This is a genomic window from Streptomyces lavendulae subsp. lavendulae, from assembly GCF_002803845.1.
GTDB classification, from domain to species: domain Bacteria; phylum Actinomycetota; class Actinomycetes; order Streptomycetales; family Streptomycetaceae; genus Streptomyces; species Streptomyces lavendulae.
Genome location: NZ_CP024985.1, coordinates 826,420 through 841,675, shown reverse-complemented (window position 1 = coordinate 841,675; position 15,256 = coordinate 826,420). Strand labels below are relative to the sequence as shown.

The window sequence follows — 15,256 nt, the reverse complement described above, 5'->3', positions numbered from 1 at the left end:
GCCCGGTCTGTCAGGCCGCTGACACCTTCTGTCAGCGGAATGTCAGAAGGAGGACACGTGACATGACGGCGGGAGCGGTTCTCCTGGAGGGGCACCGCACGGAGACGGCCGTCCCGTGGTCGCGCACCCAGTGACCGCACCAACTGAAGGAGTCCCCATGGAGAAGTCGCCGCTCGCCTCGCTCGCCGACGAGATCCTGGAGCTGGAGTCGGAGACCTTCGAGATCTCGGACTACTCGGACGCCAGCGAGGTCGTGCTCGCCGGTTCCACGAGCTGCAGCTCCACCTCGACCTGTTCCTCCACCACCAGCACCACCTCCTGCAGCGCCTGACCCGAGCTCAGCAGGCCGTGCACACGGATGCCCCGGCCCCCTCTCCGGAGGGGGCCGGGGCATCCGGCGCGCGGCGCCCGCCCGCTCAGGGGAAGGGGTGCGGCACCAGCCGGACCTCCGCGTCCGTCAGCGGCTCCCGGCGCAGCCCGGCGCGCACGGCCGCCGTCCGCATCCTCGGCATGTACGGGGCCCGCTGGCGCGACCAGCCGAAGTCGATCGGCAGCAGCCCCGGGACGATCGCGCACACGGTGCTCAGCCCCGCCCGGCGCTGCTCCGGGGTCGTCTGGGTTACGACGATCACGTCGTGCCCGGCGGCGGTGAGTTCGTCCACGCACAGCATCAGGTCGTCGCGCAGATCGCCCGTCCGGGGGCGCCCCCGCTCCTCCCACTCCGCGTAGAGACCCTCCATCGGCCGCACGGCGAGCGGCTCCCGGTACGGGCGTACGTACGGGGACATCGCGGGCAGCCCGTACAGCTGCGCATGGTCCTTGAGGTGCTTGACCAGGGAGAAGTCCCGGGTCATCGCCTCCAGTTCGGCCTGCCGCTCCGCCACTTGGCCGGGCAGGTGCGGGATGTAGGTGAGCACCTCCGACAGGGCGGCCTCCACCGCCGCCGCCGGATCCAGCGCGGCGCCCGCGCCGAAGGAGTACAGCCCCGGCCCGCCGTCGCGGCGCACCGCGAGACCCGTCACCACCGGCACCGCCAGGTCGATCCGGTTGTCGAAGGCGTGCACGTCGTACCCCTGCAGCGCGGCCCGGTCCACCATCGTCCGTACCGCCGGCCCCGGCACGGAGGCCAGGTCGATCTCCGTCAGCCGCAGGCCGCCGTACCAGGCGAGCAGGAAGGCGTCCCGCTCGATCAGCTCCAGCAGCGCCCCGAGCAGGGCCTCCTCGGGGGAGCCGCCGATCGCGCAGCCGTTGGAGCACTCGAAGACGAAGTTGTCGGCCGCGAGGCCCGCGCTGTAGTACGCCAGCCGGGCCGGCACCAGCACCGGGCGGTCGTCGCGCAGCGAATGCCCGTACACCCAGGGGATCGGCCGCTCCGGGTCGAAGGGGGAGACCAGCGGATCGTCGCGGTAGGTAGCCTCCGGGTAGAACCCGCAGAGCGCCGGGTCCAGCGCCCGATCGCCGAGTTCCGCGTACGCGGCGGTGAGCACCTCGGTGGAGCCGGTGCGCCGGTGCGTGCCCGCGTACCGCTCCAGGCCCTCCAGGAAGGCCAGGTCGCGGCTGGCGGAGAAGCTGTTGGCCTGCCCGCTCCAGGTGACGTCCGTCAGCCCGGCGTAGCCGCGCATGAAGACGCTGCCCGCGACGGGGGCGGTGGTCGGCGAGGTCACGTTGGTCCAGGTGCCCGCGCCCAGCACCCCCGTCACCGGGTTCGCCAGCGCCTCGTGCGGCACCGGGTACGAGGACGCCGCGCGCAGCCGCTGCGCCCCCGGGTGGGGTTTGGGCAGCGAGCGGGGGGTGAAGGGCCGCGGGGCGTCGGTGCCGCGCGGGCCGCAGTCCGGGCAGAGCGGGTCGGCGGCCAGCGGGTACGTGCGCACCTGGAGGGTCTCCAGGTCCAGCCGGGAGACCTGGGGCAGGGCCCGGTCGGCCGCCGACCGGCCGGGCGCGCCCGCCTCCCCGCCCGCCACGGCCGCGTGCAGGGCGGCGACCGCGTCGAGCACCCAGGGGGACAGCCGCGGCCAGTGCGCCGCGGCGGTGGTGACCGGCCCGGTGCCGGTCTCCAGCGCGTCCCGTTCGCTGCGGCTGCGCAGCCGCTGCCAGCGCATCGCCAGGCACTGCCCGCAGGCGGGCGCGCTGGCGTCGCCGCCCCAGGGGCCGATCAGTACGGCCCGGGCGCTGAGGTGGACGGTCGCGCCCGGCCGGACCGTCGCGAACGGGTCGGCGGCACGCGGTCCGAGGGCGTCGTGCACCCCCAGGGTGACGACGGCGGGCCCGGTGCCCGCGCCGCCGAGGGCCTGCTCCAGGGCGCGCCGGGCCGGCTCCATCGGGGTTCCCGCCGGGGCCCCGGCCCGTACGGCTCTCGTCGCGGTCATGACTGGTTGCTCCAGCGGAAGGTCTTGAGCCCGATCCCGCCGAACAGCAGGGCGAACCCGCACAGTGCGGCGCACCCGATCCCGATGGTGGCGAGCGAGCCCGAACCGGTCAGCGCGCCGGTGGCCGCGTCGTTGAGGTAGCGCAGCGGCAGGACCCGGGAGACCGACCGCAGCCAGCCCGGCATCATGTCGAGCGGCAGGAAGGACCCGGACAGGAACGCCATCGGCACCATCAGGCAGTTGGCGATCGCGGCGACGGCCTCGGGGGTGTGGGCGAAGTTCCCGACGATCACGCCGATCGCCATGAAGGCGGTGATCCCGGCCACCAGCGCCGGCAGCACCAGCGGCCAGCGGCCGTCGAGGGCCAGACCGAATCCGGGCAGCATGGCCACGGCTATGAACACCGCCGCCTGCACGACGCCCACGACCAGGGCCAGGACGTAGCGCGAGGCCAGCACGGTGGTCAGCGGCGTCGGCGTGAGCCGGACCAGCCGCAGCAGGTCGTCGCGCCGCCACTGCATCAGGGTGAAGGCGATCCCGAAGACGGCGGCGTTGGCGACGCCCCAGGACATCACCCCGGGTGCGATGTAGGAGATGTAGGGGCGCCCGCTCTCCTCCACGTCCTGGCCGCTGAAGATCAGGCCGAAGACGACCAGGAAGAGGAGCGGGAAGGCGAAGGTGAAGAAGAGGGTGGCCTTGTCCCGGACCTGGGCCCGGTAGCCCGCCGAGGTCAGTGCCGTGTATGCGCTCATGCCGGGGACTCCGTGGTGTGTGCGGGGGTGCGGCCGGCGTCCGGCCCGTGGTGGTGGCCGGTGAGTTCCAGGTAGACGTCCTCCAGGGTCGCCGTCCGGGTCATCACCCCGTCGAGTCCGGTGAGGGCGTCGACGGCCTGCAGGACCCGGCCGGGGGCCGCGGTCTCCAGCACCAGGGAGCCGCCCTGCTCGCTCACCCGGTCCACCCCGTCCAGGGCGGCGGCCTGCGCGACGCCGATCCGCCCGGCCGGCACCAGCAGCCGGGCCGGGGCCCCGGCGGCGGCGACCAGCCGGTGCGGGGAGTCGAGGGCGGCGATCCTGCCCGCGACGAGGATGGCCACCCGGTCGCACAGGGCCTCGGCCTCGTCCAGGTGGTGGGTGGTGTAGACGATGGTGCGGCCCTCGCCCTTGAGAGCGCGCAGCACCTCCCACAGGTCGCGGCGGGCCTGCGGGTCCAGCGCGGCCGTCGGCTCGTCCAGGAAGATCAGTTCCGGGTCGTGGACCAGCGCCGAGGCGATGGCGAGCCGCTGGCGCTGGCCGCCGGAGAGGTTCTCGACGAGGACGTCGCGCTGTTCGGTCAGCGCGACCGTCTCCAGCGTGCGGTCCGCGGCGGCCGCGTCCTTGCGGTACAGCCCGGCGACGGTCGCCAGGTGCTCGCGCGCGGTCTGGCGCACGAAGAAGGCCGAGGCCTGGGTCTGTACGCCGATCCGCGGCAGCAGCGCGGTGTTGCGGGGCCAGGGGCGTTCGCCCAGCACCTCGACCGTGCCGGAGTCCGCCTGGCGCAGGCCCTCGACGATCTCGATGAGGGTGGTCTTGCCCGCGCCGTTGGGGCCGAGCAGGCCGAAGAACTCGCCGCGCTGCACGTCGAGGGAGATGCCGTCCACGGCCTGGCGGTCGCCGTAGCGCTTGCGGACCTCCTGGACGGAGACGGCTACGGGGCCCGTGAGGGGTGCCCCGGGCGGTGGGGTGCGGTCAGTTGTCATGGGCGGTGCGGTTCCCTCGGTATCGGAGACGGAGCGGGTGGGAAGAACAGGGGGTCAGGCGCGGACGGTGAGGACGACGGCGGCCGCCGCGGCCCCGGCCAGGAGCAGGACCAGCACGGCCGAGCCGATCCCGTAGCCGAGGTAGAGCCGCCGGGCCCGGCGCGGGTACGCCTCCGCGGCCGCGCGGTCGCGCATCCGCAGCCGCAGGTAGGCCGAACTGGCGGGCGCCAGCCGGGTCACGCGCAGGGCGTGCCCGAGCAGCGTGTAGCCGTCGAGCGGCGGCAGCGGGACCAGGTTGACCAGGGCCTGGGCGCTGCCGAGCAGCAGCAGCGCGCCCAGTACCCGCCCGGTGGCGTCTTCGGCGGGCAGGGCGGCCCACCAGCCGAAGAAGGGCAGCAGGAACAGCAGGTTGGCGAAGGCGCCCGCCCCGGCCACCGCCAGCTGCTGGCGACGCCGGGGCAGGTAGCGGTAGTTGTCGACGGTGCAGTACATGATCGCGACCGGCAGCCGCCAGCGCAGCCCGATCTCCCCGACCGTACCGCCGACGTGCCGGGCGGCGATCCCGTGCGCGAACTCGTGCAGGGCGGTGCTCAGCCACAGCAGCGTGGCCACCGCCAGCAGCGGCACCGGGTGCGACAGCAACCACCACAGGTCCTCCAGGAGTTCCCCGGACGCGAACGCCAACACCCCTTCCATGCCCAGGCAGACGAGGATCAGCGCACCCACCGCCACCGGCCGCAGGACCGGCCGCAGGAACCGGTGCAGCCGCGCCGTCGTCGCGTCGGCGTCCGCGACCAGCCGCAGGGTCCCGCGCAGCAGGGTCCCGGTGCGCTGCGGCCCCGGTCCGGCCGCGGGCTCCGGGGGCGGACCGCCCGCCAGCAGCCGCCGGCTCCCCAGCAGCCCGAGCAGCTGCTGCCAGTTCCGCTCGCCCAGCCGGCGCCCGAAGGCCCGGCCGTAGGCCTCGCCGATCTCGGCGAGGCTGCGCGAGCCGTCCAGCCGCGAGACCAGGAAGTACTCCTTCGGCCCGATCTCGAAGGAGGACCCGGACACCGGGTCCTTCACCAGGTGCACCACGGTGGGGCCGTTCAGCAGCGGCGGCGACAGCAGGATCCCCGGCCGCAGCGCGGGCCGGTGCTCCAGCATCCCCGAGGGCGTGCTCACGGCCCGACCACCCCCGCCCCGGCCGGGTCCGCCGCGGCGTCCCCCGGCGCGCCCTCCCGCAGCACCCGGCCCAGCAGGTGCGCGAGGTAGGCCTCGTCCCGGATGGTCACGTGCAGCCGGTTGTTCGTCATGTGCATGTAGGGGGAGAGCAGCAGCGGCAGCGCCACCGCCGGATCCGTCACCCGCTCGTCGCGGGTGCCGTCCCAGGAGCGGAACACCAGCTCCCCGCCGACGGCCAGCGCCTCGGCCCGCCGCCGCAGCTCCCGGCAGTGCTCGGCCCACCCGGCGAGGAAGGCGGGCAGCCGGCCGGTCTCCCCGGAGCCGAGCGCCGCCCGCACCCCCGAGAAGCGCCGCGCGAGCCCGGGGGCGGTCTGTTCGTACGTGCGGTCGTACTCGGAGGAGCCGATGAAACCGGTGCCGGGGAAGGCCCGGTGCCAGAACTCGTAGTAGCGGTCCAGGTAGCCGCCCAGCTCCTCCCGGTCGGGCAGGAACACGCCCGCCATCACCATCATCAGCTGCGCCGACGTGCCCAGCAGCACCGTCCGCAGGTGCAGGTTCATCGAGCCCAGGGCGTCCATGACCAGATCGCTGGAACGGGCGAAGTGCCACTCGGCGAGCTCGACCCCCGCCGGACCGCCGTACTTGCCGAACTCCGGCTCGTACGGCTCCCAGGAGAAGGAGTTGTTGGGACGCAGGTTCATCCGGCCGTCGGCGCCCATGAAGGCCGCCCGGTCCCCCTCGGGGAACTCGATGTCGAAGAGCGTGTTGTAGAACTCGTTGAGGAACCCGGAGTCCACCTCGTACAGCGCCGGCCGGGACCGCAGGAAGGCGGCCACCGCCTCCTCGGTGCGCCGCCGCACCTCGGCCTCCGCCGCCGGGGTCACCGGGCGCAGCCGCAGCCGTACGTGCGGCCCCTCCAGCCAGTAGTTGATGAAGAAGTGGCCCGCCAGCAGCCCGTCCTCCTCCAGCGAGGCGATCAGCGGACGCACGCACCGCACCAGCAGGGGCTGCGGGTTGGCGGCGTAGAAGATGTGCACGGCCTGCCACGCGCCACGCGTCGGGGTCAGCTCTGACATCTGGAAACGCCTTCCGGGTCGGGGGAGTTCGGGGAGTTCGGGGAGTCCGGGGAGTTCGGGGAGTTCTGGGATTCCGGGGATTCCGGGGATCGCGGGTCTGACGGGACGGTCGTGGCGAAGGTCTCGACGGCGAGTTCGGCGACGTGCGCCCCGCGCTCCGAGAGGGTGTGCAGCGAACCGGGGTCCGGGAGCATCTCGCGGAAGACCACCCGGTGGCCGCCCTCGCGCAGCAGCGGCTCGAAGGCCGCCAGCGACAGCAGGCTCGCGAAGTCCACGTACTGCGGTTTCGCCCCCAGCGCCGAAGGACCCGTCGACACCGTCGCGAACACCCGCTCCGGCAGCCCGTGCGCCCGCCGCCAGCGCTGCCACTCCAGGAAGTGCGCGGCCTCCCGCGCCCCGTGCGCCGGCAGTTCCCCCGCCGTGGTGGTCCAGCTGCGCCGGCTCAGCACCACGTCCCCGTGCACCACCCGCGGACGCGCGCTCACCCCGCCGTGCGGGACCGCCTCCGCCACCCCCGCCCACACGTCCAGCGGGGACATCGAGGACGGCGAGAGCAGCAGCAGCGTCCGCGGTACGGCGGGCAGCGCGAGAGGCACCAGGTACCCGAGGTACACCGGGATCACCTCCACGCCCAGGCGGCGCGAGCGCAGTACCACCCGGCCGGTCTCCGGCACGTGCTGCGCGTACAGGTCGTCCAGGCGCAGCAGCCGCTCCTCCGGCAGGGTGCCGCTCTCGCCCGGACAGACGATCTCGTACTCGGTGAGCCGCCCGTGCAGGTTCAGGTTGGTGGTCACCGGCCCACCGGTGACCTCGGCGAACACCGCGCCCGGCGGGGTGACCGCGGCGGCCGTGGCGCGCGACTGCCCGTCGAGGGACGGCTGCCCGTCCCGCTCCCCGTAGACGTGGGTGAAGCGGCTGAAGGGGAAGGACAGGCCGCCGTAGGAGCGGTTCAGCACGGTCAGCTCCCCGCCCGTGGCCGGGTCGCGGGCCAGCTGCACGTGGTGGCAGCGCGGCGCGAAGCCCGGCACCACCGGCTCCAGTTCCTCCGCCACGGCCGCGACGTCGTCCTCCGTCAGGCGCAGCTCGGCGCCGCCGCCCCGCTCCTCGTACGCCGCCCAGTGCTCCCGCATCCGGCCGGTGAAGGCGCGCCGGGCCGCGTCCAGGGCCCGGATGCCGGGCAGGCCGAGCCAGTTCTCCTCCGGCACGTACTCGCCGCGCGCGTCGAAGGGGGTGCGCCGCGCGGTGAAGGACAGGTACTGGTCGAAGAAGTCCTCGTGGAAGTCGTGCACCAGGCCCAGCAGGTCCTCGCAGCGCCCGCCGCGCCCGTAGCGGGCGGTGAAGAAGCCCTCGAAGGTGATCCGCTGGGCGAGCGTCAGGTCGAAGGCCGGCAGGATCCGCTCCACCGACCGCAGGGCGCCCCCGTCCGACCCCTCCCGCGCCCACCCCGGCGCCGGAGCGGGCAGCTCACGGCCCGCGCTGACGTCCTCGTATACCAGGGTCTGTGGCAGCGGCGCGTCCGCGGGCGCGCCCAGCTCCCGCTGTGCCTGGCGCAGTCCGGTGCGCAGGGCGCGCAGCAGCTCCGCGCGCTCGGCCCGGTCCGCGTGCGGATAGCGCTCCAGTACCCGGGCCGGCTCCTCCAGCAGCCCGGCGAGCTCCTGCGCCCAGGGCCGCTCCAGCGCGCGCAGCGCATCCTGGAAGGACCGTACGGGATCCCCGCTGTGCACCTGGGTGTCCAGGCACGGCACGCGCACCATGCCGAGCTCCAGCAGGGCGGCGATGTACGCCTCGCACTCCTGCGGCGGCGCCCCGTGCTCCGCCGCCAGCCAGTCGGCCAGCTCCCGGTGGCGCAGCTCCGGCCGCCCGGACACCTCCTCACGCTCCGCGAAGAGGGCGAGCAGCCGGTCGAGGGTGCCGCTGCGGCGCAGGAAGAACAGCCGGTCCTTGACCGCGTCGAAGGTGACCGCGGCCGAGTCGTCGCCCGCCGTCACCGAGCGGCGCACGTAGCGGATACGGTCCTCCTCGCGCCCCCAGCCCGGCGCCGGGCGCAGCGGCAGGTCCCGGCGGCGCACCGGATCGGCCAGGACCAGCTCGGCGAGCCGGGCCAGGACCACCACGTTCAGCCGCACGTGGCTGCTCCAGTGGTCCGCCACCCGGATCCCCTGCGGCCCGGCCCCCTCCGGTGCCTCCTGCTCCGTGAACCGGCCGGTCGCCACCCCGGTGAAGGTGCTGAAGGGACTGGTCTTGCACGCGGTGCGGAAGAGGTACGAGAGCACCGAGCGCTCGGCCTTGCGGGCCCGGCCCTGCGGCACCGAGCCGTCCGCGGTGGCCCGCGCGTACGCGTCGAGCTGCCCCTCCAGGACCGGGGAGGCCAGCAGCAGTCCGTGCCGCAGCCGTTCGTCCGCCAGCAGGTCGCGCAGCGCGGCCCGGCCCCGGCCCAGATCGGCGGCCAGCAGGGCCTCGCCCTCGGCCAGCAGCTTCGCCAGTTCGTCCGCGCGCCGCAGCCAGCCGCCGAGCCGCTCCACGGCGGCGTCCGCCCCCGGACCGCCGAACTCGGCGAGGATGCGCAGGGCGCCCTCGGGGTCGGCGGGCGGCCGGCCGTTGTGGATCTGCCGTCGCAGCCGCAGCAGCGCGCGGCGTCCGGCCGCGTCCGGTCCGCCCGGATCCGGGTCGGTCTCGCCGACCGCCCGGTGCAGCACCTCGCTCAGCCACTGGGCGTCCGCCCGCAGCCCGTCCTCGGCCGTGAGCACGTCGGCCGCCCAGCGGCGGGTGTCCGCGCAGCGCAGCGCGTCGGCCGCGGTCAGGGGCAGGCCGGCCACGCGCAGCATGAAGCGGTCGCCCGCTCGCCATTGGGTGGTGGTGTTCATCCTGATCGTTCCGCTTCTCTCGGTGGGCACTTCGCGTCCGGTCAGGCGATCTCGTGGCGGAAGTCGGCGGGCCGCGGCCGCTCGTGACCGAGCAGCATGATCAGCAGCGGCGCCTCGTCGGTGTCCTCCAGCCCCAGCCGCTCGGCGTACGAGACGTTGTCGAAGCCGAGCGCCACGCCCGCGCCGAGCCCGTGGGCGGCGGCGGTGGCGTAGAAGGTCTGCGCGACGGCGCCGACGGCCGCGCCGACGAGGCGGTAGCCGCGGTCGCCGACCGCGTCGAGGACCGCGGTGGTCCGTACGGTCGGCACGAGCACGGCCGCCGCCTGCTCCAGGTTGTAGTTGGACAGGAAGTAGTTCTCCTGGAGGAAGGAGCCGGGCGGCCCCGCCACCACCAGGCGCAGCGCGTGGGCCGCCGGGTCGTAGGCGTAACTGCCCGGCGCGATCCCCTCGACGTGGTTGACGAAGGCGTACAGGGAGGTGAGCGGCGGCCCTTCGGGCCGTTCCGCCTCGCTGCCCACCCGGGTGGCGGCGCAGTCGGCCAGCGCGGCCGCCAGCTGCCCCGGCGTCACCGGCCGGCCGGCGTCGAACCGGCCGAAGCTGCTGCGCCGTGCCCGCAGCGCCGCCGCGGGCTCCAGCGGGGCGACGTCCGGCGGGGGCAGCGGGATCCCCTGACCCCCCCGGGGCGGGTACGCGGCGGCCGCGTCCAGCGCGCCGGGAGCCGGACGTTCGTCCGCCCGGCCCAGGGTGGCGGCGTGGATCCGGTGCAGCGTCTCGAAGCCGAGCACGGTGCGGGAGCGCTCGCTGTCCCGGAGCCGGACGGCGGGCGGTGCCGCGAGGGGCGCCGTGGAGGGCGCGGCGGGGGGTGCGGCGAGCGTCCGGGAGCCGTCGCCCTCCCACTCCAGCGGGAGCACCGCGAAGATCCCCTCCTCCTCGGGGACCACGCCGAGCAGCCGGGCCAGCCGCTCCTCGTCGAACCACAGCGCGGGCGCGATCCGCAGCCCGTACGCCCGGGCCCACAGCCGCCAGGTCTGGATCAGCGCGCCCACGTCCATGCTCACCGCGTGGAAGGAGAAGCTGTTGTACTTGAAGGAGTTCTGCCAGTACTTGACGCCCAGCACCAGGTACTGGGTGCAGCCGTCCGGGCCCGCCCCGAGCGCCGCGCGCACCTCACCGGTCACGTCGCCGGTCAGCAGCCGGCGCAGCCCGTGCTGGTGCGGGGCGTAGTGGTACACCCCCGGGGCGAGTGGCCCGCCCGCCCCGGCGGCCCAGTACACGCCGACGGGATAGAGCCCGCCGCCGGAGGCCGTGCCCCGGGACCAGTTGGCCTGCGTGTAGTGGGGGAGCGCCGCCAGGTCGGTGTTGGCCTGCACCCCCAGGCGCCGGCCGGTCAGCCCGTACGAGTCCTGGAGCATCCCGGAGAGCAGCGGCAGGGTGAACCCCGCCGCGGGCCGCGGCCCGCCCGCCGGATCCGGCAGCGGCAGGGTCTCCGCGTCCGGGTAGAACTTGGCCTTGCGGGGGCGGTCGGCCCAGTCGGGCACGAAGTCCACGGGCTCCATGGGGATCCGGCCCCGGTACATGATGGCGCTGGCGTAGTCATGGGCGTAGCCCACGGGTCCTCCTCGGTCGGTCGGTCGTGCCGGAGCGTGCCGGCGGCCGGGTCAGGGGAAGGGGTGCGGGGCCGGGTTGAGGTCGGAGTCCTCCAGGTCCCGCTCGCGCAGTCCGGCCGCGCGCAGGGCGGTCCGCAGCCGCGGCATGCCCAGGGCGCGCTGCCGGGACCAGCCGAAGTCGATCGGCAGCAGCCCGGGTACCAGCACGCTCACGGTGTGCAGGCCCAGCGCCCGCTGCTCGGGCATCGTCTGGTCGACGACCACCACGTCGAACCCGCGGGCGGCGACGGCGTCGACGCACCGCGCCAGGTCCTCGCGGACGTCGTCCGCCACCCCCTCGGGGCCCAGCAGCGCCGACACCGGACGCAGCGGCCCGGGGGAGGGCGCGCGCAGCAGGAAGTCGGCGTGCCGTCCCATCTCCGGCACCCCGTACACCAGCGGGTGGTCGTGCAGGGCGGTGACCAGGTCGAAGTCGGCCGCCATCGCCCGCAGCCGATCGGCGTCCCGCTCGGTGCGGCCGGGCAGGTTCACCGCGTCCGTGGCGATCTCGCACAGTGCCGAGTCCAGCGCGGACTCCGGGTCCAGCCCGGCCCCCGCCCCGAAGCACATCCGGCCCGTGCCGCCGTCGAAGCGCTCCGCGACGGCCGTCACCACCGGGATCGGGAAGCTGATCCGGGTGTCGAAGAACCGCGCCCGGTACCCGTACAGGGCCAGCCGGTCCACCATCGCCCGGGTGGAGGCCCGGGAGCTGGTCGCCGGATCGATCTCCGGCAGCGGCTGGCGCCCGTACCAGGCGAGCAGGAAGGCGTCCCGCTCCACGACCTCCATCAGCCCGAAGTAGCAGGCCTCGGCCAGGCTCCCGCCGGAGGCGCAGCCGTTCGAGCTCTCCTGGACGAACCGGTTCTCCAGTCCGGGCGCGTGGTAGTACGTCAGGACCTCGGGCACCAGCCGCGGCTCGCGGTCGCGCAGGGACCAGCCCCACACCCAGGGGATCTCCCGGTCCGGGTCGAAGGGCCGCACCCGGGGGTTGTCCCGGTGGAACCGCTCCCCGTACAGCCCGACCTCCCGCGGGTCCACGGCCCCGGAGCCGAACGAGCGGAGCGAGCCCGTGACGCTGGTCGTACGCGCGCGGGCGCGCATCCCCGCGTACCGCTCCAGCCCCTCCAGCACCCCGACGCGCGCGCTGCGGTCGAAGGTGTCGGTGTGCCCGCCCCAGAAGGTCTCGCGCAGGTATTCCCCCGAACGCATCGAGAAGCAGCCGATGGTGGCCGAGGTGGACGTCGAGGACACGTCCTGCACCAGGGAGGGCCCCAGCGCCCCGCACAGCGGATTGGCGAAGGCCGCCACCTCGATGGCGTACGCCTCCACGGGCCGGGTGCGGAAGGCCCCCGGCCGGTACTTGGGCGCGGGCGCCAGGTCCAGCGGAGCCGGTCCGTCCACGACGGGCGTGGCGCAGACCGGGCACTCGGGATCGGGCACCAGCGGGTAGCGCCGGACCGTGCCGGTGCGCAGGTCCAGCGACCGCACCTCGGGGAACGGGCCCGCCGCCGGACCGGCCCCGGCGGCCGAGACCACCAGCGCGGCCAGGGTGTCGGCGGCGAAGGGGAGCGCGTACGGCCACCCGCCGACCGCCCGGGTCCCCGTCCCCAGCTCCAGCGCGTCCCGCAGCGCGACGGACCGGACGGCCTGCCAGCGCCGCTCCAGGCACCGCGCGCACCCCGGCCCCGCCAGGGGCACGGGCCCGACGACGGCCTGGTGTCCGTAGAGGCCCACCGGCACCCCGGCCCCGCCGGGCGCCGCCGGGGCCGGGGCGTGGAAGGCGTCGCGCAGGCCGAGGGCCGTCAGGGCCACGGACGGACCGTCCAGGGCCGTCAGGGCGCGCTCCAGCAGGGCCGTGAACCGTTCGGCGGCCTCCCGGCCGAGCCCCTCGGCGACCGTGGCGGCGGCCGTCACCCGGCGGGCGGGGGCGTCACGCGTCATCGCCGGGCTCCCGCTCCGCCGTGAGCAGCACCCGCACGGTGTGGATCCCGGTGTCCGCCAGCTCCGGCGCCCCGGTCGCCACCACGTACGCGTCCCGCCCTTCGGCGCCCAGCCGCTCCAGCACCGCCTCCCACGAGGTCCCCGGGGCCGCCGTCGCCACGGCGGCCGCATCCGAGACCGTCAGCGCCCGCGGGTCCAGGTCCCGCAGCAGCGGATCGCCGGTGTCGGCCCGGCCCCCGGCCGCCGGATCGGCGGCGTACTGGACCGCGCCCAGCAGCTCCCGCAGGGCCGCGACCGCGGCCGTACGCCGGTCCAGGCCCTCGCCCAGCGCCCAGTGCTCCCCGGACCGGGCCAGCAGTACCTCGACCCCGCTGCGGGCACCCTCGCCCAGGTCCAGCAGCTCCGGCTCCAGCCCGAGCCGCTCCGCCGACCGCACGAGGAAGACGAGTTCGGCGTCCTCCCCCTCCTGCGGATCCGGCAGCGCCACCGGGACCGCCGCGGCGCCCCGCACGGCCCGCAGCAGCGCGGCGTGCCCGAGCACCGACAGCAGGCCCGCGGCGGCCGCGTCGGCGGGGGAGGGGCCGGCCCCCGCCCCGGCACGGGTGCGCTCGAAGAGCCGGTCGGCGTTGTGCGGGCCGAACGGCCGCACCGCTCCCGCCGGGACCAGCGCCGGCTCCTTCGTCAGCAGGGACACCGCCCGCTGGTACGCGGACACCTCGCCCGGTATCCCGGAGGCCGTCGTCAGCCGGGCCGCCGTCACCGCGTCGCCCCAGCCGCCCGCGGTCAGCCCGCGCGCCGGGACCACGTGTTCCGCGTACACCAGCGCCGCCGCGTCCAGCGCCCGCATCCGGGCCCCGGCCACGTGGTGGATGTCGAAGGCGGTCACCGCGCGCGGCCCGGCGTGCCCGATGCCCAGCTCGACCACGCCCAGCTTGAGCGGGATCTGCGTCAGCCCCTCGTCCGCGTACCGGGTGAACACCCCCGCGTACGGCCGCACCACCGTCGAACGCCGGTTCAGTTCCTCGACGAGCTCCTCCGCCTCCCGGGCGGTCTCCAGCGTGGGCAGCGCGGGCGTGCCCGAGCGGCCGGCGGCGGCCAGGTCCACGGACGGCGCGGCGGGGTCCTCCTGCGCGCACAACGGGCAGCGCGGGTGCGGGAACAGCGGCTCGGCCGTCACGTCCAGCGAGGCCATGTCCTGGACGAGCAGCCGTCCGGCGGTCTCGGCCGGCAGGGTTCCCGAGGTCGCGCGGAACACCTCGTACCCCAGCAGGTTGCCGAGCATCGCGGCCAGCGGCCGCCCCGGCACCGGCCCCGCGGCCGGGGGGCACCCCGGCAGCGCCAGCGCGCTCCACAGCTCGGCCGCGCCCGCGCCCCCGCGCGCCGCGCCCAGCCGCAGCGCCGCGCAGGACCAGCAGCCGACGGCGGCGTGCGTCATCAGGGGGCCGACGACCGCGTCGCCGCCGTACGTCCAGGCGGGCAGCAGCGAGCGGCCCTCGGGTATACCGGCGCGCAGCAGCGGGAGCAGCCGGGCGGGGGCGTCGGTCCCGCCGGTCACCACCACGAAGTCGTAGTCCGCCAGTTCCTCCCACGTCGAAGGGAGGGAGGGCAGCGTGCGGACCTCCACCGGGCAGCCGTCCGCGACCGCCTCCGCGGCCTCGGCCTCCACCTCGGCCACCGCCGGCCCCGGCAGCAGCGCCACGGCCGCGCAGCCGTTGCGCACCAGGGCGGTCGCGCACCAGCGGGCGACGGCGTCCTCGCCGAGGACGGCCACCCGGGTGCCGCGGAAGCGCAGGAAGCGGGCCTCGGCGTCGTCGGCGTAGTGGTCGGCGTAGGCGATCTGCGGCGCGTACCGCCGGGCGACGTCGGGTTCGGGGACCGCGGCCGGGGGAGGGGACTGCGGCCCGGCCACGGGACGGGCGAAGTCCCGCTCGTACAGGGTTCTGACGAGTTCGCCGACCATCGCGCGCTGGGGTGCGCCCAGCCCCTGACAGAGCTCGGACACGGAGTGCTCGCCGGTCAGGTGGGGGACGATCAGCGTCGCGAAGCGGTACGCCGCGCGGGCGGTGAGGCGGAACCCGCCGTCGGAGTTGTGGAACAGCACGCCGTCCGGGGTCTCGGTGAAGAGCACGTCCCGGCGGATCCGGGGCCGGGTGGCGGCGACGTCGTCGAAGCTGGCTTGGGACATGGAACACCTCTGCTTGCGGTCTGGTGGGGTCGGAGACGTGAGGTGGGAAATGCCGGAGCGAACCGTGGGGGGTGTGCGCCCGGCGCCCGCCGCCGGGGCGGACGGGGCCGGGGAGGTGCGGGTCGCGGGTGGTCGGGTGGCCGTACGGGAGGGCGCGCGTGCGCGGGGGTGGGCGGACGGGGCGGGCGCGGCGAGGCAGACGGGGCGGATAGGACGGGACGGGCGCGGCGAGGCGGACGGGACGGACGGGACGGACGGGACGGACGGGACGGGACGGAGCGC

At 75.6% G+C, this 15,256-nt stretch carries 10 protein-coding genes; 1 reads left to right on the top strand and 9 read right to left on the bottom strand.

Features of this window, described 5'->3' with window-relative positions:
• Positions 1–157 precede the first annotated feature (157 nt).
• Complete coding sequence (locus SLAV_RS03755) at positions 158–331, top strand: thiazolylpeptide-type bacteriocin (RefSeq protein ID WP_007268044.1); 174 nt, start codon at positions 158–160, stop codon at positions 329–331.
• Positions 332–416: 85 nt separating this feature from the next.
• Here SLAV_RS03755 and SLAV_RS03750 read toward each other — a convergent pair whose 3' ends face one another.
• Genes SLAV_RS03750 through SLAV_RS03710 form a run of 9 tightly spaced genes read right to left on the bottom strand, consistent with a single transcriptional unit; the run spans position 417 to position 14,974 of the window.
• The gene (locus tag SLAV_RS03750; RefSeq protein WP_030228973.1) at positions 417–2,366 is read right to left on the bottom strand and encodes a TOMM precursor leader peptide-binding protein; all 1,950 of its coding nucleotides are present in this window, start codon (positions 2,364–2,366) and stop codon (positions 417–419) included.
• On the bottom strand, positions 2,363–3,118 hold the full coding sequence (locus tag SLAV_RS03745) for an ABC transporter permease (RefSeq protein ID WP_030228974.1): 756 nt from the start codon (positions 3,116–3,118) through the stop codon (positions 2,363–2,365). Before SLAV_RS03745 ends, SLAV_RS03750 begins: the two co-directional genes overlap by 4 nt.
• A complete protein-coding gene (locus SLAV_RS03740) occupies positions 3,115–4,101 on the bottom strand; it encodes an ABC transporter ATP-binding protein (RefSeq protein ID WP_030228975.1) in 987 nt (328 codons plus the stop codon). The genes SLAV_RS03745 and SLAV_RS03740 overlap by 4 nt, the downstream gene beginning before the upstream one ends.
• Positions 4,102–4,155: 54 nt before the next feature.
• Positions 4,156–5,244, bottom strand: a complete 1,089-nt coding sequence (locus SLAV_RS03735) for a M50 family metallopeptidase (RefSeq protein WP_030228977.1) — start codon at positions 5,242–5,244, stop codon at positions 4,156–4,158.
• Positions 5,245–5,258: 14 nt separating this feature from the next.
• Positions 5,259–6,338: a lantibiotic dehydratase C-terminal domain-containing protein gene (locus tag SLAV_RS03730; RefSeq protein WP_051840688.1), complete on the bottom strand. Its 1,080-nt coding sequence runs from the start codon at positions 6,336–6,338 to the stop codon at positions 5,259–5,261.
• Positions 6,326–9,202: a lantibiotic dehydratase gene (locus SLAV_RS03725; RefSeq protein WP_078950255.1), complete on the bottom strand. Its 2,877-nt coding sequence runs from the start codon at positions 9,200–9,202 to the stop codon at positions 6,326–6,328. Before SLAV_RS03725 ends, SLAV_RS03730 begins: the two co-directional genes overlap by 13 nt.
• Positions 9,203–9,243: 41 nt before the next feature.
• Complete coding sequence (locus SLAV_RS03720; protein ID WP_030228984.1) at positions 9,244–10,812, bottom strand: SagB family peptide dehydrogenase; 1,569 nt, start codon at positions 10,810–10,812, stop codon at positions 9,244–9,246.
• A 48-nt stretch (positions 10,813–10,860) separates the two neighbouring features.
• A complete protein-coding gene (locus SLAV_RS03715) occupies positions 10,861–12,789 on the bottom strand; it encodes a TOMM precursor leader peptide-binding protein (protein WP_158740616.1) in 1,929 nt (642 codons plus the stop codon).
• Positions 12,779–14,974 (bottom strand): TOMM precursor leader peptide-binding protein, encoded by a 2,196-nt coding sequence (locus SLAV_RS03710; protein ID WP_030228988.1) that lies wholly within the window; start codon positions 14,972–14,974, stop codon positions 12,779–12,781. Before SLAV_RS03710 ends, SLAV_RS03715 begins: the two co-directional genes overlap by 11 nt.
• Positions 14,975–15,256 lie beyond the last annotated feature (282 nt).